Origin of the sequence: Brevundimonas sp. (genome assembly GCF_965227765.1) — a bacterium.
GTDB lineage: Bacteria > Pseudomonadota > Alphaproteobacteria > Caulobacterales > Caulobacteraceae > Brevundimonas.
In genome coordinates this window covers 740,022-764,966 of the sequence record NZ_OZ245778.1, presented here as the reverse complement: position 1 = coordinate 764,966, position 24,945 = coordinate 740,022, and the positions used below count along the sequence as shown (strand labels likewise).

25 protein-coding genes and 1 pseudogene are annotated in these 24,945 nt (G+C 67.6%); 13 read left to right on the top strand and 13 right to left on the bottom strand.

The window, feature by feature from the left end; all coding sequences use genetic code 11:
• Window positions 1-77: 77 nt before the first annotated feature.
• Window positions 78-3,467 carry a glycosyltransferase gene (locus ACO05L_RS03800; protein ID WP_421730842.1) on the bottom strand — a complete coding sequence of 1,130 codons (3,390 nt, stop codon included), beginning with the start codon at window positions 3,465-3,467 and terminating at the stop codon, window positions 78-80.
• Between the two features lie 51 nt (window positions 3,468-3,518).
• Here ACO05L_RS03800 and ACO05L_RS03795 point away from each other — a divergent pair, with 51 nt between their 5' ends.
• Complete coding sequence (locus ACO05L_RS03795; protein WP_421730841.1) at window positions 3,519-4,109, top strand: hypothetical protein; 591 nt, start codon at window positions 3,519-3,521, stop codon at window positions 4,107-4,109.
• 38 nt (window positions 4,110-4,147) lie between these two features.
• Here ACO05L_RS03795 and ACO05L_RS03790 read toward each other — a convergent pair whose 3' ends face one another.
• Window positions 4,148-4,837, bottom strand: coding sequence for a DUF599 domain-containing protein (locus ACO05L_RS03790; protein ID WP_421730840.1), 690 nt, complete (start codon window positions 4,835-4,837; stop codon window positions 4,148-4,150).
• A gap of 177 nt (window positions 4,838-5,014) precedes the next feature.
• Between ACO05L_RS03790 and ppa the strand changes: the two genes are divergently transcribed.
• The 3 genes from ppa to ACO05L_RS03775 all read left to right on the top strand — a co-directional run bounded on the left by ppa (window position 5,015) and on the right by ACO05L_RS03775 (window position 8,522).
• Window positions 5,015-5,581: an inorganic diphosphatase gene (ppa, locus tag ACO05L_RS03785; protein WP_421730839.1), complete on the top strand. Its 567-nt coding sequence runs from the start codon at window positions 5,015-5,017 to the stop codon at window positions 5,579-5,581.
• Between the two features lie 71 nt (window positions 5,582-5,652).
• Entirely contained in the window at window positions 5,653-7,530 is a 1,878-nt protein-coding gene (cobT, locus tag ACO05L_RS03780) for a cobaltochelatase subunit CobT (protein WP_421730838.1), read from the top strand.
• Window positions 7,527-8,522 (top strand): esterase-like activity of phytase family protein, encoded by a 996-nt coding sequence (locus tag ACO05L_RS03775; protein ID WP_421730837.1) that lies wholly within the window; start codon window positions 7,527-7,529, stop codon window positions 8,520-8,522. Before cobT ends, ACO05L_RS03775 begins: the two co-directional genes overlap by 4 nt.
• A gap of 20 nt (window positions 8,523-8,542) precedes the next feature.
• Here ACO05L_RS03775 and ACO05L_RS03770 read toward each other — a convergent pair whose 3' ends face one another.
• From ACO05L_RS03770 to ACO05L_RS03760, 3 genes are read right to left on the bottom strand one after another with little or no spacing between them, the layout of a single operon-like run.
• Window positions 8,543-9,127 carry a demethoxyubiquinone hydroxylase family protein gene (locus tag ACO05L_RS03770; RefSeq protein ID WP_421730836.1) on the bottom strand — a complete coding sequence of 195 codons (585 nt, stop codon included), beginning with the start codon at window positions 9,125-9,127 and terminating at the stop codon, window positions 8,543-8,545.
• A gap of 2 nt (window positions 9,128-9,129) precedes the next feature.
• A complete protein-coding gene (locus ACO05L_RS03765) occupies window positions 9,130-9,690 on the bottom strand; it encodes a disulfide bond formation protein B (RefSeq protein ID WP_421730835.1) in 561 nt (186 codons plus the stop codon).
• Between the two features lie 55 nt (window positions 9,691-9,745).
• On the bottom strand, window positions 9,746-10,327 hold the full coding sequence (locus ACO05L_RS03760) for a YqaA family protein (protein WP_421730834.1): 582 nt from the start codon (window positions 10,325-10,327) through the stop codon (window positions 9,746-9,748).
• Window positions 10,328-10,539: 212 nt separating this feature from the next.
• Here ACO05L_RS03760 and hppD point away from each other — a divergent pair, with 212 nt between their 5' ends.
• The 7 genes from hppD to ACO05L_RS03725 all read left to right on the top strand — a co-directional run bounded on the left by hppD (window position 10,540) and on the right by ACO05L_RS03725 (window position 14,848).
• Window positions 10,540-11,637 (top strand): 4-hydroxyphenylpyruvate dioxygenase, encoded by a 1,098-nt coding sequence (gene hppD, locus ACO05L_RS03755; RefSeq protein WP_421730833.1) that lies wholly within the window; start codon window positions 10,540-10,542, stop codon window positions 11,635-11,637.
• A 16-nt stretch (window positions 11,638-11,653) separates the two neighbouring features.
• Window positions 11,654-11,845, top strand: coding sequence for a hypothetical protein (locus tag ACO05L_RS03750; RefSeq protein WP_421730832.1), 192 nt, complete (start codon window positions 11,654-11,656; stop codon window positions 11,843-11,845).
• A gap of 9 nt (window positions 11,846-11,854) precedes the next feature.
• On the top strand, window positions 11,855-12,217 hold the full coding sequence (locus ACO05L_RS03745) for a cupin domain-containing protein (RefSeq protein ID WP_421730831.1): 363 nt from the start codon (window positions 11,855-11,857) through the stop codon (window positions 12,215-12,217).
• Entirely contained in the window at window positions 12,217-12,486 is a 270-nt protein-coding gene (locus ACO05L_RS03740; protein ID WP_421730830.1) for a hypothetical protein, read from the top strand. Before ACO05L_RS03745 ends, ACO05L_RS03740 begins: the two co-directional genes overlap by 1 nt.
• 89 nt (window positions 12,487-12,575) lie before the next feature.
• Window positions 12,576-13,346, top strand: coding sequence for a hypothetical protein (locus ACO05L_RS03735; protein ID WP_421730829.1), 771 nt, complete (start codon window positions 12,576-12,578; stop codon window positions 13,344-13,346).
• Between the two features lie 59 nt (window positions 13,347-13,405).
• The gene (locus ACO05L_RS03730) at window positions 13,406-14,413 is read left to right on the top strand and encodes a fumarylacetoacetate hydrolase family protein (RefSeq protein ID WP_421730828.1); all 1,008 of its coding nucleotides are present in this window, start codon (window positions 13,406-13,408) and stop codon (window positions 14,411-14,413) included.
• 75 nt (window positions 14,414-14,488) lie between these two features.
• Window positions 14,489-14,848, top strand: a complete 360-nt coding sequence (locus tag ACO05L_RS03725) for an endonuclease domain-containing protein (RefSeq protein WP_421730827.1) — start codon at window positions 14,489-14,491, stop codon at window positions 14,846-14,848.
• A 69-nt stretch (window positions 14,849-14,917) separates the two neighbouring features.
• On the opposite strand, the gene apaG is transcribed toward ACO05L_RS03725, so the two are convergent.
• Window positions 14,918-15,325: a Co2+/Mg2+ efflux protein ApaG gene (apaG, locus tag ACO05L_RS03720; protein WP_421730826.1), complete on the bottom strand. Its 408-nt coding sequence runs from the start codon at window positions 15,323-15,325 to the stop codon at window positions 14,918-14,920.
• A gap of 86 nt (window positions 15,326-15,411) precedes the next feature.
• On the opposite strand from apaG, the gene ACO05L_RS03715 reads away from it, so the two are divergent.
• Complete coding sequence (locus ACO05L_RS03715; RefSeq protein WP_421730825.1) at window positions 15,412-16,437, top strand: 2'-deoxycytidine 5'-triphosphate deaminase; 1,026 nt, start codon at window positions 15,412-15,414, stop codon at window positions 16,435-16,437.
• Between the two features lie 175 nt (window positions 16,438-16,612).
• Here the strand turns inward: ACO05L_RS03715 and ACO05L_RS03710 are convergent, their stop codons facing one another.
• Window positions 16,613-17,923, bottom strand: a complete 1,311-nt coding sequence (locus tag ACO05L_RS03710) for an MFS transporter (RefSeq protein WP_421730824.1) — start codon at window positions 17,921-17,923, stop codon at window positions 16,613-16,615.
• A gap of 60 nt (window positions 17,924-17,983) precedes the next feature.
• Here ACO05L_RS03710 and dapE point away from each other — a divergent pair.
• Window positions 17,984-19,185: pseudogene (gene dapE / locus ACO05L_RS03705) on the top strand (succinyl-diaminopimelate desuccinylase).
• Between the two features lie 186 nt (window positions 19,186-19,371).
• Here the strand turns inward: dapE and gshB are convergent.
• From gshB to rdgB, 6 genes are all read right to left on the bottom strand, one after another.
• Window positions 19,372-20,322 (bottom strand): glutathione synthase, encoded by a 951-nt coding sequence (gene gshB, locus ACO05L_RS03700; RefSeq protein WP_421730823.1) that lies wholly within the window; start codon window positions 20,320-20,322, stop codon window positions 19,372-19,374.
• A 162-nt stretch (window positions 20,323-20,484) separates the two neighbouring features.
• Window positions 20,485-21,300 (bottom strand): SirB1 family protein, encoded by an 816-nt coding sequence (locus ACO05L_RS03695; RefSeq protein WP_421730822.1) that lies wholly within the window; start codon window positions 21,298-21,300, stop codon window positions 20,485-20,487.
• A complete protein-coding gene (locus ACO05L_RS03690) occupies window positions 21,297-21,686 on the bottom strand; it encodes a YraN family protein (protein ID WP_421731626.1) in 390 nt (129 codons plus the stop codon). Before ACO05L_RS03690 ends, ACO05L_RS03695 begins: the two co-directional genes overlap by 4 nt.
• Before the next feature lie 53 nt (window positions 21,687-21,739).
• Window positions 21,740-22,627 (bottom strand): 16S rRNA (cytidine(1402)-2'-O)-methyltransferase, encoded by an 888-nt coding sequence (gene rsmI, locus ACO05L_RS03685; protein WP_421730821.1) that lies wholly within the window; start codon window positions 22,625-22,627, stop codon window positions 21,740-21,742.
• Between the two features lie 167 nt (window positions 22,628-22,794).
• Window positions 22,795-23,970, bottom strand: a complete 1,176-nt coding sequence (hemW, locus tag ACO05L_RS03680) for a radical SAM family heme chaperone HemW (protein WP_421730820.1) — start codon at window positions 23,968-23,970, stop codon at window positions 22,795-22,797.
• Entirely contained in the window at window positions 23,963-24,574 is a 612-nt protein-coding gene (rdgB, locus tag ACO05L_RS03675) for an RdgB/HAM1 family non-canonical purine NTP pyrophosphatase (RefSeq protein WP_421730819.1), read from the bottom strand. The genes hemW and rdgB overlap by 8 nt, the downstream gene beginning before the upstream one ends.
• Window positions 24,575-24,945 lie beyond the last annotated feature (371 nt).

Genomic DNA, 24,945 nt, shown 5'->3' with positions numbered 1-24,945 from the left:
TACCCCGCCACCGGGAAACCTCGTGGCGAGCGCGGCTTGCGCAATGTCGCCGGAATGCTGCCTGCCAGCGTCCGCTTTCAACGACCAGCGGCGAGGTGGCGCGGCGACAACGGCCGACGTGTGCGGTCGTTGCCGGCCAACAGTCGCGCGACGACATGATGGTCCCCATGCCGCCCGTACTGATCCTCGATCCCCATCGGACCTCGATGCTCTGAGCTTTCCAGCACTGAGCGCGTTTCCAGGCCGCACCAGAAGTCGGCCGCGCTGCCGATGTCGATGGCGATGCCGCCAGACATTCGAATCCACTGACAATAGATTTTGCCCAGAGCTCCAGCGGCAACCAGCACGACTTCTCCCGGCTGGACCGTCGCCAGATCTTCGCGCAGGCTTTCGAACCTGTCGGGATAATGAGCTTGTTGGGCCGCCCGCGCGGTGGGCGATGCATATTTGGTCTCGGCAGGGATCATCCAGGTCCGCTGAACGTCGACGCCGAAGCGCCGCTTCATCTGGAACGGCAGGTCCTGGCGACAGGTAATGGCGGACAAGTTCTCGAACTGGGGCAGCAGAAGTCGCCACAAGCCCCAGAAGTCGAGCGCCTGATGGACATGGCATGAGGTCAAGGCCTGATCGCCCGGGGCGGCCGCGATCCAATCGTTCACGGCGATCAGACCGCGGACATTGGCCCCGCCGCCCCCCAGCAGGTGACGTTGGCCGTTGCTCGTGGCGCGGCAGACCCGTTCGAGGCTGGGAACGCCCAGCATATCGGCCTGGGCTACGGCCGCTCGAAACTCGGCCGAGATGGCGGCGGTCTGTTCCGGACGCGCTTCGTCCCAGCCCCACCAGGTGCGCAGGGTCGACGCCTGATCGCGAGCCTGAAGGACGGCGATTTCCGACGGATAGGTCAACAGCTGGCCCTCACCATCTCCGAGACGAACCAGGGAGAAGGGACGGCGCGCATCATAGGCGTTCAGAATCTCGCCAACGACGGCCAGGGCGTCGCTGAGCACGAAGGCGGGATCGGGGAAATAGGTGCTTCGAGACGCCCGAAGGACGGCGGCCTGGCTCAGGGCGCGGTCCAAGGTCGGGTAGTCGAGCGAGATGTCCGACCGCAGCCGTTCTGCATCCACCTGCCGGACGACTGCCGCCTCCAGCGGTTCTGCGGGGACGGCCAGGGCTTTTCGCCCGAACAGCATGACCAGACTGTCGGCTCGCGATCGTTGCAAGGAGGCGAGCAGACGCTGGTTGGCTGCGCCTGGGCGTTGACCGCCCTTGGCCTCGACGCGATCCAGAATTTCGTAAGTGAGAGCGGGGCCGCCGACTTCCCACGCCGCCGTCATCATCGGCGCGAACAGGTTGACGGGCAGCCGGCCGAAATCAGGATCGCTCCAGACCGCCTGGAACATGGCGCGCGCCTGATGGTACCGCCGCCCGCGCAACAGGGCGGTCAGTTTCAAAAGACGTTGACTTCGAAGCGAAACCTGAAGGTCGTCATCGAGCAGGTCCAGCGCTTCCTGGGGCCGCCCCACCAGGGCCAGGCTGTTGCACAGTCGCTCCAACAGGACGCTGCTGGCCATGACCTGGGCCATATCCGCTCTGAGAAACGCAACGAGGCCCTCCCAATCGTGACGGGCGACCATGACAGCGGACATGGCGCGCAACCCTATGAGGGAAGACGGCTGGTCGCGGGGCTGAAGACTGTCGGCTGCGGCCGCGGCTTCACTCCATCGCTGCAAGGCCAGCAACAGGTCGACCTTGTTTTCGACGGCCTCAGGGAATGCGCGACGGGACCAATGAAGATCATAGGCCGCCAAGGCGTCATCGAATCGTTCAAGCCGGCGCGCGGTCGTCGCCAGACCTTGATAGGCTTGGTCCACGTCCGGGAACTGGTCCACGATGGCAGCGTAAAGTTCGCAGGACGCCTGTGCATGGCCCGACTGCATCAACGCCTTGGCCCGCTCGAGAAGCGGACCAGGTCTTCCTGGCAGCATACCGGAGGAGCGCGCCCACAGGTCTGCCGCCTCTTCCCATCGACCTGCCCCGCCTGCAGCGCGCGCCTGACCCTCGACACCGATGACGCAGCGAGGCCAGATCTTGAGCACACGACCGTAAGCCTTGGCGGCCAGTTCGTATCGTTTCAGCATCAACAGCGCCTGGGCCTCTCCCAGTCGAGGGCGAACCTGATCCGGTTGCGCCAGACGGGCGGCGCGCCAGACCTTCAGCGCAGACTTCCATTTTCGGGCGCGTGCGGCCTTGATCGCTTGAGGTTCAAGCAGGCTGCGCGGCTCTGGCTCCTGCGCGCCCCGTCTTCGACCCATTTCGGTGGCCGCAATGCCCAGGACGGCCAGCGGCAGGCTGGCTCGCATGGACCATCCGTTCCGATCGACAGGGGCATGACCAACGGCCGTCTTCAGGCGGGTGAAGTGGGTCTCGACCCGCTTAGGCCATTTGGCGTCACGCGCGGCGCTCCAGTAGCGACCGCTGCGCCGTCCCCGCTGGTACTGATCCAGCAGGAAGGCGCGCAGCTTGCGCGGATTACGGTGCGCCGTGCGGATTTCCGGAGCCCAGACGATGGCCCTCCGCCCGATCCGACGGTGGAATTCCGTGTCCTCGCCGATCCGCAGATCCTCGCGGAACAGGCCGTGCGCGACGAACAGCTTGCGGGCGTAGCTGACGCCGTAACGCAGCGCCGCGTCTTCAGGAACATGCGGCAGGCGTTCGGGGAAGGTGTTGAGATGTGACGCCCAGGCGATCAGGTTGCGCGGGGCGTCGTTGACGACAGCGCTGGCGACGGCGTCGCTGCCGGCGCGGTGATGCGCCATCCGGCCAGCCACCCAGCCGGGCCGGGCGACACAGTCGGAGGCGAGGAAGGCGACATAGGGCGCGCGGGTCGCCGCCAGTCCGCGATTGCGCGCAGCGCCAGGCCACAGGATCTCGGGGTGATCCACGATCACGACGCCGCCACATCCCGCAGGCAGGCGCGATCGGACGTCGCCGCCGCCCGAGTTGACCACGACGATCTCCGGCCGGGGCTTTTGCGAACGCAGAGAGGCGATGGCGCGGGTCAGATCCTTCGGCGCGCCGACCGACATGACGACGACCGCCATCTCGGGCCGCGCGACGGCTGCCTGAATGGGCCTGCCGATCTGCGGCGGCCCCAGCAGCACCGACTTCCCGTTCAGAACGGCGGGGGTCAACGGCCCCAGGGCTGAAGAGGTCCAATCGGGACCAATCCCTTTCAGATCGTAAATATCAATACGACCCTCGGCATGGACCAGGACATCCCTGTCGTCGCAGCGATGATCCGTCAGACAGGCGGCTATCGCGGCGCGCAGAAGGGCGGATTGGCGGGTCCAGGCCTGGAGGGCGCGGCTTTGGCCCAGGGATGGCCGATACTGAACTTGCCAGTCCGCCAGAATTTCCGCTGCGCCATCCGATCTGAGGCCGGTCAGGCCCAGGGCGGCCAGCATCTGCGCAGGTGCAGGCGTCCGTAGGATGAGGGCCCCGTCGCAATCAAAGCCGTGAGCGGCAAGCGCCGCCAGAAGGAACGGCGCACCACCGACGGCGAAGGCGCCGTCTATACGGTCATCGATCGCCAGAATCCAAAGCTCGGGCGCAATCCAGATCAGACGACGGGATTGAAAATCGGCGATGACGATCGTGGCGGCGCGATCATCGTTGGAATCCAGAAATACGACAGCGATCCGCAAAGATTGCGGAGCGTTGCGGGCGATCGATTGCATGGAATAGTCGAAGCGGTTGGCGATGCGAGCCTATCCCACTCGTCATCCCGTTTCGCCAAGCAAAACCTGCCAAGCTTACCGCTGGCAGCGGCAAGCTTGGCCCCACCTTACGCGCCGGTATCGGGCAAAAAAAAGCCGCACCCGAAGGTGCGGCGAAAGTCTATAGGGAGGAAACGCCCAGGAAGGGCAAGACGCCCGGAGGCGTCGAAGGTCAATCTAGGTTGCAGCGCACAACGGGTCAAGCCTTTCGGCGCGATTTTTGATCACGCCGCGTTACGCCCCTTTGCAGTCCGTCATGCACCACAAGGCTTTCGTGCGACAAAACGCCCTTGCGATCACGCACTTCGTGATGCTGCATCTGCGAGATAATCGTCATTGACCCGCGGAATATCGAGGATGCGCTGCTGTCACGATTCCAGAATCCGGCGCGCGCCGCGAATGGCCCGCGCCGCCGGCGATCCGGCCTGACGCCACACCAGCAGCGAGAAGGCGGAAAACACCCCCGCCGCCAGCCAGAACGAACCGAATAGCCAGGCTGCGGCGGCCAGGGCGAAGTAGTAGCCCCTCACCCCCTGGCTGAACGAGGCCAGCGCTGGGTTCAACACCTGGGCGGCGGCGGCGCCGAAGGCGATGCGGTCGGCCTCCTCGTGCACCTCTGGGGCCGAGCCGATCAGGGCGAGGGTGTAGTTCATCTGCCGGATCGACCAGATGAAATCCAGCAGTCCCCGCGCCAGGCAGGCCAGCACCAGGGCCAGCTTGGCCTCAAGCAACCGAATGGGAACCGCCTCGGCGCCGACGGCGGCGAACCCCTGAAGCGCGTCCGACCCGCCGAACAATATCCCGCCCACAGCCGCGATCAACAGCAGGTTGGATGAGGCGAAGAAGGAGCCTGAGTTGATCGAGTGACCCAGCAACTGGCTATCCAGCAGCTTGACCTCGCGGTGGGTCATGGCCCGCATCCAGGCGTGACGCACCACCAGCATGTCGTCGTTCAGCGCACCGCTGCGTCGGGCCAGAAGCCTCAGCAAGGGGTCGTATCCCAGCCAGCACAGAAAGAAGAGGGCCAGAGCGGCCCAGTCCCAAGGCGTCATCATCATCTCCCCACATTCGCCGGCGACCGACCTGACCCCGACATCAGGGCGGTCATATGACCGGCGAGCGCTCTAAGACTTTCGTGTGGTCCACACCGCATACAAGGCAAGACGCTTGCTCAACCGGGTCACGAAGCCTATCACGCCCGCCTCTCCTTTTCGCAGCCGCACACAAGACAGAACATGAACCTGGACGCCATTCCTGTCGGCCCGAACCCGCCTTGGGATCTGAACGTCATCATCGAGATCCCGCAGGGTGGCCTGCCGGTCAAATATGAGATGGACAAGGATTCGGGCGCCCTGTTCGTCGACCGCTTCCTGCACACCGCCATGTACTACCCGGGCAACTACGGTTTTGTGCCCCACACCCTGGCTGACGACGGCGACCCCTGCGACGTCATGGTGCTGAACCCGTCGCCGGTCGTCCCCGGCTGCGTCATCCGCTGCCGCCCGATCGGCGTTCTGCGCATGGTCGACGAGGCCGGCGGCGACGACAAGATCCTGGCCGTGCCGGTCGACAAGCTGAACCCCTACTACACCGACATCGCCAGCTATCGTCAGCTGCCGATGATCCTGATCGAGCAGATCGAGCACTTCTTCACCCGCTACAAGGATCTGGAGAAGAACAAGTCGGTCACCGTCAAGGGTTGGGGCGACGCCGGCGAGGCCGCCGAGCTGATCGCCGAGGGCATGCGCGCCCATGACGCCGCCTTGGCCGCCAAGAAGGGCGGCGCGGCCAACGCCGCCTGACACCTATTTCCCTCCCCCACGGGGGAGGGAGAACCCTTTGACTTCCGGGGCGCGGAGGCTAACTGATCCCCATGCCGCCCGCCGATACACCCGCCGAGACCTTCAAGCGCGCCCTGGCCCACGCCGCGCGCGCCCTGGCCGAGCAGTCGGAGCTTGAGGTCGCCTTCGGCTCGGACGGACCAAAGCTGTCCAACGGTTTTTTGACCCTGCCCCATCCGCCGCGCGATCCCTCCGCCTCGGACAGCGCCACCATTCGCGGCCAGGCCGACCGGCTGGCCCTGCGGCTGGCCAATCACGACGAGAGCATCCACGCCAAACTGCGGCCCGCCGACACCCGCGCGGCCGAGGTCTTCGACGCCGTCGAACAGGCCCGCGTCGAGGCGGTCGGCTCGACCTCACTGGCCGGAGTGCGCGCCAATATGAACGCGGCCCTCTTGGCCCGGCTGGAACGCTCGGGAGCCCTGCGGGCCGAGACGGATCGGGTGCCGACAGCCGAGGCCGTGGCCCTGCTGGTTCGCGAGCGGCTGACCGGGCAGCGCAGTCCCGACGGCGCCGGAACCATGCTGGACCGGGTCCGCACCGAGCTGGAAGCCAAGGCGGGAGCCCAGATCGACGCCCTGTCCGCCGTCGCCGAGGACCAGGCCGCCTTCGCCCGCTCGTTCCGGGACGTGCTGCGTGCGCTTGATCTCGATCCCGGCGACGGACGTGGCGACGACGCCTCCGACGACCAGGGCGAGGACGAACCCGATCCCTCCGAGCCTGAGGCCTCCGACGACGACGACGGCGAGGACGATGACAGCGGCGGCGAGGGCGGCCAGTCGATGGAAGGCTCCGCCGACGACCCCGACGCCGATCAGGAACGCGACAGCCGCCCCGATGGCGCGCCCGCCGAGATGGACGGCGAGGCCTCCGACGACGGCGAGGAGATGGACGAAGGCGCCCTGCCCAATCGCCAGGAGAACGCCGACGACGGGCGCAGCGTGGACGCCTATCGCGTCTTCACCACCGCCTTCGACGAGACCATAGACGCCGCCGACCTGTGCGACCCCAACGAGCTGGAGCGGCTGCGCAGCCTGCTGGACCAGCAGCTGACCGCCCTGTCCTCCATCGTCGCCCGCCTGGCCAACAAACTGCAACGCCGGCTGATGGCCCAGCAGAACCGCACCTGGACCTTCGATCTGGAGGAGGGGATGCTGGACACCGCGCGCCTGACCCGGATCATCACCGACCCCACGGCGCCGCTCAGCTTCAAGGCCGAGAGCGAGAGCCCGTTCCGCGATACGGTCGTGACCCTGTTGCTCGACAACTCGGGCTCGATGCGGGGCCGCCCGATCATGGTCGCCGCCGTCTGTGCGGACATCCTGGCGCGGACCCTGGAGCGGTGCGGCGTCAAGGTCGAGATCCTGGGCTTCACCACCCGCGCCTGGAAGGGCGGACAGGCGCGCGAGGCCTGGATCACCGCCGGCAAGCCTCCCCTGCCCGGCCGCCTGAACGACCTGCGCCACATCATCTACAAGTCCGCCGACGCCCCCTGGCGCCGGGCCAAGAAGAATCTGGGCCTGATGATGCGCGAGGGCCTGCTGAAGGAAAACATCGACGGCGAGGCCCTGACCTGGGCCCACGACCGGCTGCGCAGCCGCACCGAGGCGCGCCAGATTCTGATGGTCATCTCGGACGGTTCGCCGGTCGATGATTCGACCCAGTCGGCTAACGCCGCCCTCTATCTGGACAAGCATCTGCGCGCCGTCATCGAGCGGATCGAGACCCAGAGCCCCGTCGAACTGATCGCCATCGGCATCGGCCACGACGTCACACGCTGGTATCGTCGCGCGGTTACGATCGTCGATGTCGAGCAACTGGGCGGCGTGATGATCGAGAAACTGGCCGAACTGTTCGACGCCAAGCCCAAGACCATGGAGCGCGGCGGCCAGGGTCGGCGGGCCGCATGAGCATTTCCCTGAGGCGCTTCGGCGCCATCGCCAGCGTCCTGATCCTGGCCGCCTGCGCCACGGCGACCAGCGCGCCCCTACTGGACGGTCACGTCGATGACCAGGGCTGGCGCGCCGAGGCCTTCACCACGCGCGCCGTGGGTCTCGGCCTGCCGGGCGGCCCCGTGCTGGCCGATGGCGTCACCTATGCCGGCGGGATCGAAATCCAGCTGCCCATAGGCTCGCCCCTGCACAGCGTTTCGGACCTGAAACTGACCGGGGGCGACGGCTTCGTCTCGGTCTCCGACATCGGTGATCTGGTGCAGGGCCGGCTGGTGCTGGACTCGCGCGGACGGCTGACCGGGGTCCGCGACCTGGCGGTGCGCCGCCTGACCCTGCCCGACGGCTCGGACATCACCGAGAAATACGACGGCGACGCCGAGGGGCTGCTGTTCCTCGACAACGGCGATCTGGTGGTGTCGTTCGAGCGCAATCACCGGCTCTGGAACTATGGCCCGCTCGACGCCCTGCGCAACATCCCCACGGCCCTGCGTCGGCCCGATGTCGCCTTTGCCGAGAACGACGGCATGGAGGGGATCGCCACGGCGCCCGGCGGCTGGCGCGTGACGGGCGAATCCGGCGGGGTCTGGGACTGCAATCCGGCGGCCTGCGTCACGGTGACGGCGCCGCCCGAACCCCTGCTGGGCGACGGGGATTTCCGCATCACCGGCATGGATCGCGATCCGTCCGGCAAGGGTGCGTCACAGGGGGGCTGGTTCGTGGTGCAGCGATCCTATCGCCCGCCGATCGACGCCCGCGCTCAGGTCCGTCGCATGGCGCCCGACGGGACCCTGGGGCCGGTGCTCATCACGCTGAAACTGCCGGGGCTGACGGATAATTTCGAAGGCGTCGCCGCCGAGCGCCGCAACGGAACGACGCGCCTCTACATCCTGTCCGACGACAACAACAATCCGCTGCAAAAGACCCTGCTGCTGGCCTTCGACGTTCGATAGCCACCCCGGCGGGGAAGGATTCAGACCCGTTCGCTGACCTTGATCGCCACGCGGCAACCCGCCTTGATCACCGTGCTGAGCAACCGATAGGCCGGGGCCTCGCGGCTGCCGTGCTCGACGGCGTGGTCATGGTGGGCCAGCTCTTCGTCGCGGAATCTGGTCAGTTCGGCGGCCAGTTCGGGGTCGCGGTCGGCCAGCTCGGCGATCTGATCGGCGTAGTGTTCCTCGATCACGCTCTCGACCGCCTCGGTGCAGGCGTGGGCGGCCTTTTCGCCCATCAAGGCGGTGCCGGCGCCCAGCGCCTGGGCCGCCAGCCGCCAGACCGGCGTCATGACCGTCGGTCGAACCCTGTGCTGGTTTAGCAGGGCGTCGAACCGCGCCAGGTGCACCGCCTCCTGCGACTGCATCTCGGCCATGTCAGCGGCGACCGCCTGCTTCTTGCCGCCCGCCGCATCGAACACGGCCTGCTGGGCGCGATAGATCTGCACGGCGGCGTATTCGCCTGCGTGATCGACGCGCAGGATCTCGGCCATCCGCGCCCGCGTCGCGCCCCGTCCGGGTCGGGGCAGGGGGAAATGGGGTTTGCGGTCGGCGGCGCCCGTCATGCTCAGGACGCCTTGATCATCATGTCGGCGCCGTTCTTAGGGGCTCTGGCGTCCTTGGGCCGTTTCGCCGCCATCAGGCTGAAGATCGCCAGCCCCGCCGAAATCAGGAAGTTCCAGGCCGCCATCGACAGGCCCAGGAAGGTCCAAGTCACGGCGTCGCACATGGCCACGCGGATCGCGGGTCCGGTACCCAGGGCCAGGGCCGTAAGACCTTCAAGGTCCAGCGTCCCGCCGCCCGCACAGGTCGCCGGCAGGCTCCACCATTTCAGCTCGCCCCCGGCATGAAACCCGGCGGTGACCGCGCCCGTCAGGAAGACGACGAACAGCAGGAAGGAGGCGATGCGGGGCGTGCCCCGGCTGGCGCGGCTGACCACGGCCCAGACGGTCGCCGTCGCCGCGATGGCCACAGCACCCCAGAAGACCTCGCGCTGCTTGAGGCAGAGATTGCAGGGCGACAGGCCCGCGAACCGCTCGAACGCATGCGCCGCGCCCAGCATCGCCACGGAAATGGCGAGGGCGAAGGCTGTCCACCAGCGGGTCAGGAGGCGATAGGCTGCGATCATCGGACCGTCTTCCTACTCCGTCGCCGCCGCCAGGACAAACGCTTGCCGAGCCTTGTCAGTGGCCGATCATCTTGACCGCAACAAAGGCCCCGGCCAGCAGCAGCAGGCCGACGATGGTGAACAGCGCCAGCCGCTTCTCGACCATCTCCAGCATGGCCGGTCCCCAGGTCTTGAGCACGAAGGCCACCAGGAAGAACCGCGCGCCGCGCGTGATGACACACAACAGGATGAACAGCGGCAGGTGGAAGCTGAAGATCCCCGCCGCGATGGTGATCAGCTTGAACGGGATGGGGGTCAGTCCCTTGATCAGGATGACCCAGGCGCCGTGTTCCTGGAACAGAGCCTTGGACGCCTCGAAGGTGTCCGCCTTGCCCAGCAGGGCCAGCATCCACATCCCGACAGGTTCGAGGAAGAAGCCGATGGCGTAGCCCAGAAGCCCGCCCAGCACGGAGGCCAGGGTGCATACGGCGGCGTAGCGATAGGCGCGGTCGGGCCGCGACAGCACCATGGGCGCCAGCATCACGTCCGGTGGAATGGGGAAGAAGGAGCTTTCGGCGAAGGAGACGACCGCCAGGGCCTTCTCGGCATAGGGCTTGCGCGCCTGTTCGAAGACCCAGTCGTAAAGGCGGCGAAGCATGGGCTGTCCTGAAAGTCCTGAACCGCCTTAGCAACGGGCAGGCCCGGCGTCACCTCGGATGATGAACCAGCGGCGGCGTGACGCGCCCCAAACGGCGCCTCAACGGCATCAGGCGTCGGCGCGCCTTGGCGTCGCCGCCTTCGGACACTAGGTTCAGGGCAACACGCCGGCCCCACGCTGCGGCCGCACCCCTCTTTGCGGGAGACCCGCCCATGACCACCACCGCCACCCCAGACGCCTCCATCGCCGCCGCCGAGAACCCCTTGGGCGTCGATGGGTTCGAGTTTGTCGAATTCACCGGCCCCGATCCGAAAGGCATGATCCGCCAGATCGAGACCATGGGTTTCGTCCAGACCCACACCAATCCCACGAACGGCGTCGTTCGCATGAAGCAGGGCGACATCACCTTCCTGGTCCACACCCGGCCCGAAGGTCACGCCGGCGAGTTCGCTCGGGATCACGGCCCCTCGGCCAACGGCATGGCCTTCCGCGTCAGCGACGCCAAGGCCGCCTATGACGCCGCCGTCGCCCGCGGCGCCCATCCAGCCGATCTGGCGAATGGCGGGGCGCTGGGCGACGGCGCCCATGTCCTGCGCGGCATCGGCGGGTCGCTGCTCTACATCATCGATTCCTATGGCCAGGGCGGCTCCCTCTATGACGGCTGGGACGAAATCCCCGGCTGGCGCGAGGCCGAGGCCGAGAACAACGTCGGCCTGCACCTGCTGGATCACCTGACCCACAATGTGAAACGCGGCCAGATGCGGACCTGGTCCGGCTTCTACGGCGACGTCTTCGCCTTCGAGGAGCAGAAGTATTTCGACATCAAGGGCAAGGCGACCGGGCTGTTCAGCCAGGCCATGATCGCCCCCGACAAGGCGATCCGCATCCCCCTGAACGAGAGCCAGGACGACAACTCCCAGATCGAGGAGTTCCTGAAACGCTACAACGGCGAGGGCATCCAGCACATCGCCCTGGCCACCGACGACATCTTCAAGACCGTCGAGGCCATGCGCGAGCGCGGCGTCCAGTTCCAGGACACCATCGAGACCTATTTCGAGTTGATCGACAAACGCCTGCCCAACCACGGCCATGACGTCGAACGCATGCGCCAGAACCGCATCCTGATCGACGGATCGGACGAAGAGGGCCTGCTGCTGCAGATCTTCACCCAGGACGTCTTCGGCCCGATCTTCTTCGAGATCATCCAGCGCAAGGGCAACGAGGGCTTCGGCAACGGCAATTTCCAGGCCCTGTTCGACTCGATCGAGCTTGACCAGATCCGCCGAGGCGTCATCAAGGTCGACGCCTGAGCCCCTGGGGATACCGATGAAGATGAAACCCCCCGCCTGGCTGCCCTTTCTGGGCCCCGTCATCGCCGCCGCCGCCGGCGCCCTGGCCGGAGAATTCTGGCTGGGGGGTGGGTTCTGGATGGTCTTCGCCGCCGGGCTGATCTGCGGCTTCACCCCGATCATCGGCTACCGGCTGTGGAAATGGTCGCATCACCGGCGCAAGGACTGAGGCCCGCCGATGCAGGCCGTCGATCTGAACGAGAAATTCGCCGCCTTCGATGATCACTGGCGGCCGCGCGTCGCCGCCCGCCTCAACGGTCAGGACCTGAGGCTGGTCAAGGTTCAAGGCGTCTTTCCCTGGCACAGTCACGCCCAGGCCGAAGAGATGTTCATGGTCTGGAAGGGCCGGTTCTTCGTCGAGTTCCGTGACCGGATCGTCCATCTCGACCCCGGCCAGTTCATCGTCGTGCCGCGCGGGATCGAACATCGTACCGGCGCAGAGACAGAGGCCGAAGTCATGATTTTCGAGCCTTCGGAGGTCGTGAACACCGGCGATGCGGCGCGGTCCGACTTCACGGCGCCGCAGGAAGTGATGATCTAATGGCGCAACTCGCCCCTGATGAACTGACCGAAATGGCCGAGGAAGAGCTGAACGCCGCCTGCGCTCTGACCTGGCCGGAGCTGAAGCGGATCACCCCCTGGGGCGACAGTTTCGAGGGCTTCGCGCCCTCGGGCCGCACGGTCGAGGTCGAGCGTCGCTACCTGTGGGCCCATGAGCCAAAGGGCGCCATCGTCGTCGAGGTCGAGGTCCGCGACGCCGCCGCCCGCACCGGAGCCGAGGCGCGCGCCCTGCTGGCCCCTCCCGGCTGATCCGCTTCGCACAACAGCGTTAACCTTTTGCCTTGCGCCCCGCCCGGCGTCCGTCATGATCCCGGCAGGGTCAGCCGGAGGCGAAAGACATGCAGGAGACGGACTTCCCCGCCGCGGACGGATTTGCGCCCATCGACCCGCCGATCCTGCTCGGTTTCGACCCCGTCTTCCTGATCGGACTGATGCTTCTGCTGCTGGCCATAGCGGCGGGCATGTATCTTCTCGGGCGCCGGCACGGCGGCAGGGCCGGGGGGTCGGACGATGCACCGGCCGAAATCCATGGCGCCGTGCTGAAACGGTCCCGCAGGGCGATGGCGGCCGACAGCAACGACCTGCGCGGCCGGGTCCAGGACCTTCGTGACCTGATCGAGCGTCTGCTCGGGCCTGTGCTGGTGCTCAACAAGGGTTTGTCCGGCGCGCTCAAGGACTTGGATGCGGCCCTCAAGGGGGAGATCAAGGACGAACATGGCCACCCCGAGGGCCATGGCGGCGGGCATGGCGCAGGCCACAAGCCTGCTCACGACGATCACCCTCCGGCGGGGGGAACGGCGGCGTCAGGCGGCGGCGGTGCGGCGGCGTCCAGCACGATCGCCGTCATCGGCCTGCCTATCCATATCCACGCCGCGCCGGAACCGACGCCCGCCCACGCCGCCCATGGTCACGGCGAACATCATGCCCGGACAATGACCCATGACGAACAGACCAGCGCCCTGGCCCTGTCGGTGCGAAAGTTCAACGACTACTGGTCCAAATCCGACCTGCGTATCCGCGAACTGAGGGCCGCTCGAGCCGCCCTCTCGCGCCGCCCCCCGCAGGACCTCTCCAGCGGAGCGGAGACACGGGTCTGGGACAGATCCTGAACGCACTTCGACGTTCGCCGACTGTTTCCGATTCAAAAAAATGCGACTAGACCTGAGGCATGAAACTCGCCTCGCTCAAGCACGGCCGTGACGGCCGCCTCGTCGTCGTTTCCAGCGACCTGAACTGGTTCACCGACGCCTTCCTGATCGCGCCCACCTTGCAGGCGGCGCTGGACGACTGGGACCGTTGCGAGCCCCTGTTGCGCGCCCTGGCCGAGAGCCTGGATCATGAGGCCGTGCCGCGCGGGCGCTTCCGCGAGCATGAGGCCGCAGCCCCCCTGCCCCGCGCCTATCAGTGGGCGGACGGCTCGGCCTATGTGAACCACGTCGAACTGGTGCGTAAGGCGCGCGGCGCCGAGATGCCTGAGACCTTCTGGACCGACCCCCTGATGTACCAGGGCGGTTCGGACGCCATGCTGGCGCCTCGCGACCCCATTCCCCTGGCCGACGAGGCCTGGGGCTGCGACCTCGAAGCCGAGATCGTCGTCGTCACCGGCGACGTGCCCCAGGGCGTGACGCCTGAAGAGGCGCTGAAACACATCCGCCTGGTCGGCCTGGTCAACGACGTCTCCCTCAGGAACCTGATCCCCGGCGAACTGGCCAAGGGCTTCGGCTTCGTCCAGTCCAAGCCCGCCAGCGCCCTGTCGCCCGTCCTGGTCACGCCCGATGCGCTGGGCGACCGCTGGAAGGACGGCAAGCTGCACGGCGAACTGACGGTCGAACTGAACGGCGCGGTCTTCGGCCAGGCCGACGCCGGCGTCGACATGACCTTCGACTTCGGAACCCTGATCGCCCACCTGGCCAAGACCCGCAGCCTGGTCGCCGGCTCGATCATCGGCTCGGGCACGGTGTCGAACCGCGACGTGGACGGCGGCCCCGGCAAGCCCGTCTCCGAAGGCGGCCTGGGCTATTCCTGCATCGCCGAGGTCCGCACCGTCGAGACCATCCTGCGCGGCAAGGCCGAGACCCCCTTCCTCAAGCACGGCGACACCGTCCGCATCGAGATGAAGGGCGACGACCGCCACACCATCTTCGGCGCCATTGAGCAGACGGTCGAGGCGGTTTAAGCGAACTGTCTCCTCCCCGTCGCCGCTTAGCGATGGGGAGGTGGCTCGCAGCGAAGCGGAGAGACGGAGGGGTTCTTGAAGTCCCTGGGTTCTGTATCGCGAGCGCGCGTGCTCCGCCGCAAGCTAACGCCTCCGGAGGCCCGGCTATGGACCCGTCTGCGCCGCTGCAGCCTCGGCGGCCTCAAATTCCGCCGCCAACATCCGATCGGCCACTATGTCGTAGATTTTTACTGCGCCGAGGCGAAGCTCGCGGTGGAGGTCGACGGCGCCAGCCATAACCACCCCGACCGTATCGAACACGATCGGCGCAGAACATCCTGGCTAGGCGACCAAGGCATCCGCGTCATCCGCATCCGCGCCGAGGCTGTCCGCGTAGAATTGGATGGCGTGTTGGACTTCATTCGTGAAACGGCCGCGGCCCGCGCGGGTGTCTAAGAACCCCTCCACCCCTTCGGGGTCCCCCTCCCCATCGCCAAGCGGCGACAGGGAGGAGACAGGCGGCGCCTAATTCAACGTCCTTCGCCCGCCCGGCACGTCCAGCGAGAACGCCGGGATCGCCGCCTCGAACGTCCGCCCTTCGGCGTCGGTCATCGAATAGGTCCCGACCATCGAACCCGACGGCGTGCTCAAGGGACAGCCGGAGGCGTAGGAATAGCTGTCGCCAGCGGCGATGACCGGCTGTTCGCCGACCACGCCCGGCCCCATCACTTCCTCGACCTGACCGCGCGCGTCGGTGATCTTCCAGTGGCGCGAGACCAGCCGCACCGGCCCCGATCCCAGGTTCACGATCTCGATCTGATAGGCCCAGACCCAGCGGTTGGCGTCCGGGTCCGACTGTCCGGCCAGATAGCTTGGCCTGACCTTGACCAGGATGCCGTCGGTCTCGGCGGTATAGGCGGGGGTGTCGTGCATCCATCCACAGTCGCGCCATGGGCGGTGCGCTTCAACCCCCCTCCCGCCAGAGGCGATGTCGTCAGAATCCGTGTAAGGCCTCGGACATGACCCTGAAGCCCCCCTCCCGTCCCGGCATCCTGCCCAGCCAGTCCATCGAGGCCCTGATCGCCGGCGGCGCCATCACCTCCCAGACCGCCTTCGACAAGGATCAGGTCCAGCCGGCCAGTCTGGACCTGCGGCTGTCGGACCGGGCCTGGCGGGTGCGCGCCTCCTTCCTGCCGGGCCAGAGGCTGGTCGCCGACCGCATCGCCGACGTGGCCATGCACGCCATCGACCTGTCGGGCGGCGTCGTACTGGAGCGGGGCTGCGTCTATATCGCCGAACTGCAGGAGCGGCTCAGCCTGCCGCCCGGCCTGATCGCCCGCGCCAATCCGAAAAGCTCGACCGGCCGGGTCGATGTCTTCGTGCGCCTGCTGACCGATCGCGGCGCCCGGTTCGACGACGTGGCCGAGGGCTATGACGGCCCGCTGTATCTGGAAATCTCGCCCCAGACCTTCCCCATCCTGGTCCGGCCCGGCACCCGGCTGAACCAGCTGCGGCTCAAGGCCGGCGACCCGCCCAAGCTGGAGACCCGCAGCGTCGGCGTCGACCTGCAATCCGGCGACATCGTCGGCTATCGCGGCCGTCGCCACGCGGGCGTCGTCGATCTGGATCACATCGGCGGCCATGACCCCAAGGACTATTGGGAACCCGTCACCCTGAGGCGCGGCGAACTGCTGCTGGATCCGGGCGAGTTCTACATCCTGGCCTCGTCCGATGCGGTCGAGATCCCGGTCGATCAGGCCGCCGAGATGACCCCGATCGACCCGTCCGTCGGCGAGTTCCGCGTACACTATGCCGGCTTCTTCGACCCCGGTTTCGGCACCGACGAGGCGCACGGCGCGGGCTCCAAGGGCGTGCTCGAGGTCCGCACCCACGACACACCGTTCCTGCTGGAACACGGCCAGACCGTCGCCCGGCTGGTCTATGAACCCCTGACCGAACGCCCCAGCTGGCTCTATGGCGAAGGCGGCAGCCACTACCAGAGCCAGGGGCTCAAGCTGTCGAAGCATTTCGGGGCTTGGGGGTAAGAGGAGCCGTCTCCTCCCTGTCGCCGCTTGGCGATGGGGAGGTGGATCGGAGGCCGCTTGGCCGACGAGACGGAGGGGTTCTTGAAGCGGATCCCATCACTGGGGGGCCAAGACCCCCTCCACCACTTCGTGGTCCCCCTCCCCATCGCCAAGCGGCGACAGGGAGGAGACAGTTTCAGCTCAGCCGGTCGGCCTTCCTCAGGTCGGGGAACATCTTGCCCCAGATGCCCGTCGCGGCCAGGGCGCCGATGCCGCCGAACACCGCAGCCCCGATGGGCGACAGCAGCCGGACCATGACGCCGGAATAGGCCTCGCCCAGCTCGTTGGAGGCGCCGATGAACAACATGGACACCGACGACACCCGCCCGCGCATGTGATCGGGCGTGGCCAGCTGGATCAGGGTCTGGCGGATGTTGACGCTGATCATGTCCGCGCCGCCGCCGATGAACAGGGCAAACGCACTCAGCCAGACGATCTTGGACAGGCCGAAGGTCAGGGTGCACAGGCCGAACACCGCCACCGCCGCGAACATCCAGCGCCCGCCGTGCTTCACGATGGGGAAGCGGCTCAGATAGAGCGCGACCAGCAGGGCGCCCACGCCGAACGAGGCCCGCAGCAGGCCGAACCCTTCCGGCCCCACATGCAGGATGTCGCGCGCGAAGATCGGCGTCAGCAGGGCCACGCCCGCCAGCAGCACCACCACCAGGTCCAGCGAGATGGCGCCCAGCACGATCTTGGTGCGCCAGACATAGCCCAGGCCTTCCTTGACCAGGGCCACGGGCGAGACGCCGTCGTCCTTGAACACCGGCTTGCCGTTGGTGCGGATCAGCAGGAAACAGGCCGCGGCCAGGATGAACAGGGCCAGGGCCGAGGCATAGGCCAGGGGCACGGCCCGCCCAACGATGAGGCCGCCCAGAGCCGGTCCGGCGATGGCCCCGGTCTGGAAGGCGATGGACTGGGCCGCGATGGCCGACGGCAGGGCCTTGCGTCCCACCACCATCGGCAAGAAGGCCTGGCTGGCCGGGGCCAGGAAGGCGCGCGCCGCGCCGAACACGGCGGCGACGGACAGCAGGGCCCACAGGGGCGGGATCCAGCCGTTCTGGTCGTGGGCCCAGGCCATGGCCAGGAAGGCCAGGGCGCACGAGCCCTCGACGAAGATGGACAGGGTCACCGTATGCTTGCGGTCGCGGCGGTCGGCCATGGCCCCGGCGGGCAGGGTGAAGGCCAGCAGCGGCAGGAACTGACACAGCCCAACCAGCCCCAGATACAGGCTGGCCTCGGCGACCGGGTGGTCGCGCCGGGCGATCTCATAGACCTGCCACAACAGGGCCGAGGACTGGATCTGGATGGCCAGCACGGCCAGCACCCGCCCGAGCCACAGCAGTTTGAAATCTCTCAGCCCCCAGGGGCTGGTCCCGTGTGCGTCCATCGCCGCCTTGGCGACTGACGGCGTGATCGGCTGGGGCGTCTCGGGAGAATCGGTCATGGGCCTCAAGTCGCGCCGACGGCTTTTCGCAGGCGCGTAACCTCCCTAAAGCATAGCGCCATGAGCCGCGCATCAACTCCCGTGATCGATCCTGTCGAACTGACGCAGAATCTGATCCGCCGACCCTCCGTCACCCCGGTCGACGCGGGCGCCATGGACCTGCTGGAAACCGTCCTGACCGAGCTGGGCTTCACCTGCCGCCGCATGCCGTTCGAGGGCCCCGCCGACGGCGGCCCGTCCCATGCGCGGATCGAAAACCTCTATGCCCGGCGCGGTACGGCCTCGCCCAACCTGTGTTTCGCTGGCCATACCGACGTGGTCCCGACCGGCGCCGCCGAGGGCTGGTCGGCCGAGCCCTTCAACGCCGAGGTCCGCGACGGCGTTCTCTATGGTCGGGGCGCGGTGGACATGAAGGGGGGCATCGCCGCCTGGGTCGCGGCGGCATCGGCGGTGCTGGCCGCCCATGCTGAAGAGGGGGGCGAACCGAACGGCTCCCTCTCCTTCCTTATCACCGGCGACGAGGAAGGCCCGGCGCTGCACGGCACCAAGCGGGTGGTCGAGACCCTGGCGGCCGAGGGCGAGGTCATCGACGCCTGCGTGGTCGGCGAACCCTCGTCCCAGATGCATCTGGGCGACATGATCAAGATCGGCCGCCGCGGCTCGCTGAACACCTGGATCACCGTCCATGGCAAACAGGGCCACGTCGCCTATCCCGACCGCGCCGCCAATCCGGCTCCCGTTCTGGTGCGCCTGCTGGCAGCCCTGGACGCCCATGTGCTGGACGAGGGCTATGAGGCCTTCCAGCCGTCGAACCTCGAGATCACCACGATCGACATCGCCAATCCGGCGACCAATGTCATCGCCGCCGAGGCCAAGGCCAGGCTCAACATCCGCTTCAACCCGACCCAGACCGGCGACGGCCTGATCGACTGGCTGAACCGTGAGGCGGGCCGCGTCCAGGCCGAGACCGGACTGCAGATCACGCTGGATCACATGTGTTCGGGCGAGGCCTTCCTGACCCCGCACGGCCCCTTCGTCACGGCGGTTCAGGACGCCGTCGAGGCCGAGTTGGGTCGCCGCCCTGAGGCCTCGACCACCGGCGGCACCTCTGACGCCCGCTTTATCCGCAACCTGTGCCGGTGCTGGAACTGGGTCTCGTCGGCCAGACCATGCACCAGTTCGACGAGCGGGTTCCGGTCGCCGAGCTGGAGGCCCTGTCGCGGGTCTATGCGCGCGTGATCCGGGGCTTCCTGACGGCTTAGGGCTCAAACCAACCCCGTCACCCCTTTCTTCCGTCATCCTCGGGCTTGTCCCGAGGATCCAGACTCCCGGTCCCTCCGATAGAGGCCATCCTCGCTTAGCCAGCGAGTTTCACCGGAAGCAGCGGTGTCTCTGGATCCTCGCCACAAGGGCGAGGATGACGGGCTTTGGGATGATGCCCCCTAAACTTAGGCCGCCGCCGCGCGCTTGGCCTCGATCACGTCCCACATGAGGGCGGTGGCGTCGATGCCGGTGAAGGCCTTCAACTGCTGGGCGCCCGTAGGCGAGGTGACGTTGATCTCGGTCAGATAGTCGCCGATCACGTCGATGCCGACAAAGATCAGCCCCTTGGCCTTCAGCGTCGGGCCGATGGCCTTGCAGATTTCCAGATCGCGCGGCGTCAGCTCGACCGGCATGGCCGTACCCCCGACGTGCAGGTTGGACCGCACCGCCCCCGCCGCCGGCACCCGGTTGATGGCGCCCACCGGCTCGCCGTCGATCAGGATGATGCGCTTGTCGCCCTTGGACACCGCCGGGATGAATTTCTGGATCACCAGGGGATCGCGCGACGCGCCCTGATGGATCTCGATCAGGGCGTCCAGGTTGGGGTCGTCGGCGCGCAACTTGATGACGCCCGACCCGCCATTGCCGTGCAGGGGCTTCAGAACCACGTCGCCGTGCTCCTTGTGGAAGGCGCTCAGGGCGATGGGGTCCGAGGTGATCAGGGTCGGCGGCTGCAGGCCGGGGAAGGCCGTGACCATCAGCTTTTCGGGCGCCGAACGCACCTCGGCCGGATCATTGACCACCAGGGTCTGGGGATGGACCGTCTCCAGCATGTAGGTGGCGGTGACATAGGCCATGTCGAAGGGCGGATCCTGACGCATCAGGATGACGTCGATGTCCTTGGCCAGGTCCAGCTTCACCCAGTCGCCGAACGTCACATGGTCGCCCGCGACATGCTTCAGCGTCACCGGACGGGCGCGGCAGAACAGACGGCCCTCCTCCAGCGCCAGGGTGCGGAAGTCATAGACCCACTGCTGGTGACCCCGTTCCTGCGCCGTCATCATCATCAGCCAGGTCGTATCGACCTCGATATCGACCCCTTCGACGGGGTCCATCTGGATCGCGACCTTGAGCATGCTGTGAACCTTGCGCCTTGTGGAGCTTGGGTAATGGGTCGGCGCGGGGGCGGGCGCAAGGGCGTCGGCTGCGCCAACGCGGGGGTTAGGCCCCAGGAATCAGGGATTAGGGGCAGAAAGGACGGGCTTTCCCTAGGCCCTAATCCCTACTCCCCAACCCCTCTAGTTCAGCCTCATCCTCAGCCGATCCATCGCCGCAGGCTGAACCACCATGTCCTGGCCGCCGACGATACGGGCCTTCATCAGGGCTTCCAGGGCGCCATTGAGGGCCCCCTGCTTCTCGCGGGCGGCGGCGACGTCCAGCCAGGGGCGGTGATCCTCGGGGTCCAGCAGGGCGCGGCGCACGGCCGAGCGCTCGGCGCTCTGGAAATCCTCGGCCCGGATGGCGCGGCTAAACAGGACGTTCTGCAACCGGATCAGGGCCTGGCGATCGCTGACCGGCGCCATCAACAGATCCAGCCGGTCGGCGACGTGCGGCGTCAGTCCGGCCCTCAGCGCCCGGCGGCTCAGTTCGGACGGCATCACCAGCCGTCCCTGGCTGAACGGATCCAGCGCCACCGGCCCGGCCGGCGTCTCGACCCGCAGCAGGAAGTGGTTGGGGAAATCGACGCCCCGCGCCTCCACCCCTGCCCGCTTGGCCGCGTCCAGATAGAAGACGGCCAAGGCCGCCGACAGGCCGCGCCTGCGCTCGGCCACCTCGATGATGTCGGTATTGGCCGGGTCGTCATAGCGCAGCAGGTCGCCGTTCAGCCTCAGATCGGCGGCCATGGTCTCGGTCAGGGCGTCGTCGGGGCTCTCGCCGCCGATCCGCTCGGCCAGCCGTTCGGCGGCGTTCCTGGCCAGGGTGCGCACCGGCTCGGGGTCGCGGAACGGATAGTCGTGGATGGCGCAGGCGATGGCGGCTTCGAGCAGCGGAAAGTCGGCGTCGTCCGCCTGACCCGCCTCCTCCAGCACTGTTTCCGCCTCGTCGCGCGTCACCGAAGTCCGCCCCTTTTTGGCCCTATTCCGCGAATGTGCCGGGGAAATCCGCCATTAGCCAGCGCCACCATATCGATTCTCAATTCATGCCCGGCCAAGCTGGGTCGTCCGCGCAACACCTGCCGACCGGCGGCGAGCAGTCTTTCGTACTGGATATCTGTGACGGCCATGCGCGCGGCGTCCAGGCTCTGGCGGCGTTTGACCTCGACCACGGCCAGCACCCGACCGCGCCGGGCCAGGATGTCGATCTCTCCCGCCGGGCTCTTCAGCCGGAAGCCCAGGATCTGATAGCCGCGCAGCATCAGCCACAGGGCCGCGACCCATTCCGAGCGGTGGCCGTCGCGATGCGCCCGCCCGCCCAGGGCCTGACGCCAAGCCGATTTTATCCGCGGAGCCGGTTTGGGCGCCCTGATCCTGGCGGAACGGACGCCGGGCGGCTTCACCCCCGGCCCTGCAGTTCCAGCGCGCGGCGATAGAGGGGCTTTCTGGGCAGGTCGAGCGCCTGGGCCACCTCGGACGCCGCCTCGCCCGTCGGCAGGCGGGCCAGGGCCTCCAGCAGGGCGGCGTCGGCGTCGGCGGCCGAGGCGACCTGGACCTCTCCGGGGCCGATGACGATGACGATCTCGCCCTTGGGCCCGTCGCAGCGCGGATCGACGGCCAGTTCGGCCAGGGTGCCGCGGATCGCCTCCTCATAGAGCTTGGTCAGTTCGCGGGTGACGGCGGCGGGGCGCGGCCCCAGCACCTGCGCCATATCGGCAAGACTGGCCGCCAGACGCGGTCCGCTTTCGAAGAAGACCAGGGTCTGACGCGCCGCCCGCACCTCTTCCAGCATGGTCTTTCGGGCGCCCGACTTGGGCGGCAGGAAACCGGCGAACAGGAACCGGTCCGAGGGCTGGCCGGCGATGCACAGGGCCGCCAGCAGGCTGGAGGCGCCGGGCACGGGATGGACGGGCAGGTCGGCGGCGATGAAGGCGCGGGCGACGACGAAGCCGGGGTCCGAGATCACGGGCGTCCCGGCGTCCGACACCAGGGCCACCACCTGACCCTCGCGCACCCGTTCGATGGCGATCTCGGCGGCGCGGGCCGAGGCGTGGTCGTCGCAGCGTTCCAGCTTGGCCTTCAGGCCATAGGCGGCCAGCAGCTTGGCGGTGACGCGCGTGTCCTCGGCCAGCACCAGGTCGGCGGCGGCCAGCACATCCAGCGCCCTCAGCGTCATGTCGCGCAGGTTCCCGATCGGGGTGGCGACCAGATACAGCCCCGGCGAAACCCGCCTGGGCGGCGGGGCGGTGGGGGGAAAGGGCGAAGGTTCGTGAGCAGACTCGGACATCGCGCGGACCGTGCCAGTGCAGCCCCCAACTAACAATCCTCCCCCATCGGGGGAGGCAGACCGCGAAGCGGTGGAGGGGGCTGAATCCAGGCCCGAATTCGCCTTGAGCCCCCTCCGTCACAGCGCGAAGGCCCGCCGCGCCACCTCCCCCGACGGGGGAGGATTGATCACGTCAGCAAGACCTTCAGCACCGCATCCAGCACCGGCCGTCCCGTCACGGTCGCGACCACCCGACCGCCCGCGACGGTCACGAATCCATCTTCGGCCAACCCCGCCACGCGCGATTCGATTCCCAGAGCCTCGACCGCCGCCATCGGCGCGCCCTCGACGGTGCGAAGACCCAGCAGCAGACGTTCCTCGGCGGCGCCCGCATCATCCAGTCGATCTTCCTCGGCCCAGGGCGAACCGCCCGCGACGCCCGCCACATAGTCGCCGATCCTGCGGTGCGCGACGGTCGCCGTCCTCACTCCGTCCAGCGTCAACCGTCCGTGCGCCCCCGGCCCGACACCCAGATAGTCGCCGCCGCGCCAGACGTGGATATTGTGGGCCGAGCGGGCCGCGATCCCGCGCGCATGGTTCGACACCTCATAGGCCTCGAAACCCGCCTCGCTCAGCACGGTCTGGGTCGTCTCATACAGGGCCGCCGCCAGGTCCTCGTCGGGCGGAACCAGGGTCCCGCGCGCCAGGGCCCGCCCGAAGGCCGTCGTCGCCTCCAGCGTCAGTTGATAGGGCGAGACGTGCTCGAAACCCAGGTCGACGGCGGTCCGCAGTTCCTGGGTCCAGTCGGCGACCGACTGGCCCGGCCGGGCGTAGATCAGGTCGATCGACAGCCGGTCGAAGGCGGCGCCGGCCAGGGCGATGGCCCGCCTCGCCTCATCGGCCGAATGATTGCGCCCCAGGAACCTCAGGGCCTCGTCGTCCAGCGACTGCACCCCCAGGGACAGGCGGTTGACCCCAGCGTCGCGCAGGGCGGCGAACCGGCCCGCCTCGGCGTCGGTGGGATTGGCCTCCAGCGTCACCTCGACGGGACCGGCGGCGGGGAACAGCGACCCGATCTGCCCGATCACGGCCGCCACCGCCTCGGGCGCCATCAGGGATGGCGTGCCCCCGCCCAGGAAGATGGAGGCCAGACGGCGCGGCCCGATCAGGGCCGCCTGGGCTTCCAGGTCCGCCAGCATGGCCGCGACCAGCCCGGCCTGTTCCTCGACCCGCCCCCGGTCCCGCACCACGTTGAAGTCGCAGTAGGGGCAGATGCGAGCGCAGTAGGGCCAGTGCAGATAGACCGCGACGTCGGAGCCTGGATCGAGGGGGTCGGCCAGTAGGATGGCGGCGGCCTCAGTCAATCAGGGCGGCCCTCAGCTTGGCGAAGGCGCGGGCGCGGTGGCTCATCGCGTCCTTGGCCGCAGGCTCCATCTCGCCGAAGGTCAGGGCGTGGCCGTCTGGCTGGAAGATGGGGTCATAGCCAAAGCCCCGTTCGCCGCGGGGCGGGAAGCTCAGGTCGCCGTGGATTTCGCCCTCCACCACGACGCAGGGCCCCCCTCCCTCGTCCTGGCCAGGCCAGGCCACCGCCAGGGCCGAGGTGAACCAGGCGCGGCGGTCCTTGGCCCCGACCTCATCCAGCCGTTCCTCGACCTTTCGCATGGCCAGGGCGAAATCCTTGCCCGGCCCGGCCCAGCGCGCCGAGAATATGCCCGGAGCCCCGTCCAGCGCCGCGACCGACAAGCCCGAATCGTCGGCCAGCGACACCTCGCCCGACAGCCGTGCGGCATGGCGCGCCTTCAACATGGCGTTGCCGGCAAATGTTGTCTCGGTTTCGTCCGGTTCGGGCAAACTCAACTGCCCCGCCGTGACGAGTTCGTAACTTTCGCCCAGCAGGGCCGCGATCTCCGGCACCTTGCCAGGGTTATGAGTGGCGACGACCAGCCGCATTCCCTTGATAAGCTTCATGATTTCCTCACCACACGCGACCGTAACAATCCATTGCCAAAGTTTAATATCGTTAAACGATAAGTAACGTGACCCCACCGGCGGCAAGGCCTATCTATGTTCTCACGAACGGGGGACGTACCGTTCGACAGATTGATCCAACAGAGCAATCTTCACCCCACGTCCACACAATGCGGGCAAAAAACGACCCGCACTCAGGAGAACCAAGATGAACACGATGAACACCTCGCTCTTCATGGACAAAGTCGGCACCTTCGCCGTCAACGCCGCCATGCTGGCCGCCCTGCCGACCGCCATGATCGCCATCCTCGTCCAAGCCTTCTAAGACCGCCTACCTCTGCTTTTCCTGCGCCCTGCGGCGCAGGATGGAT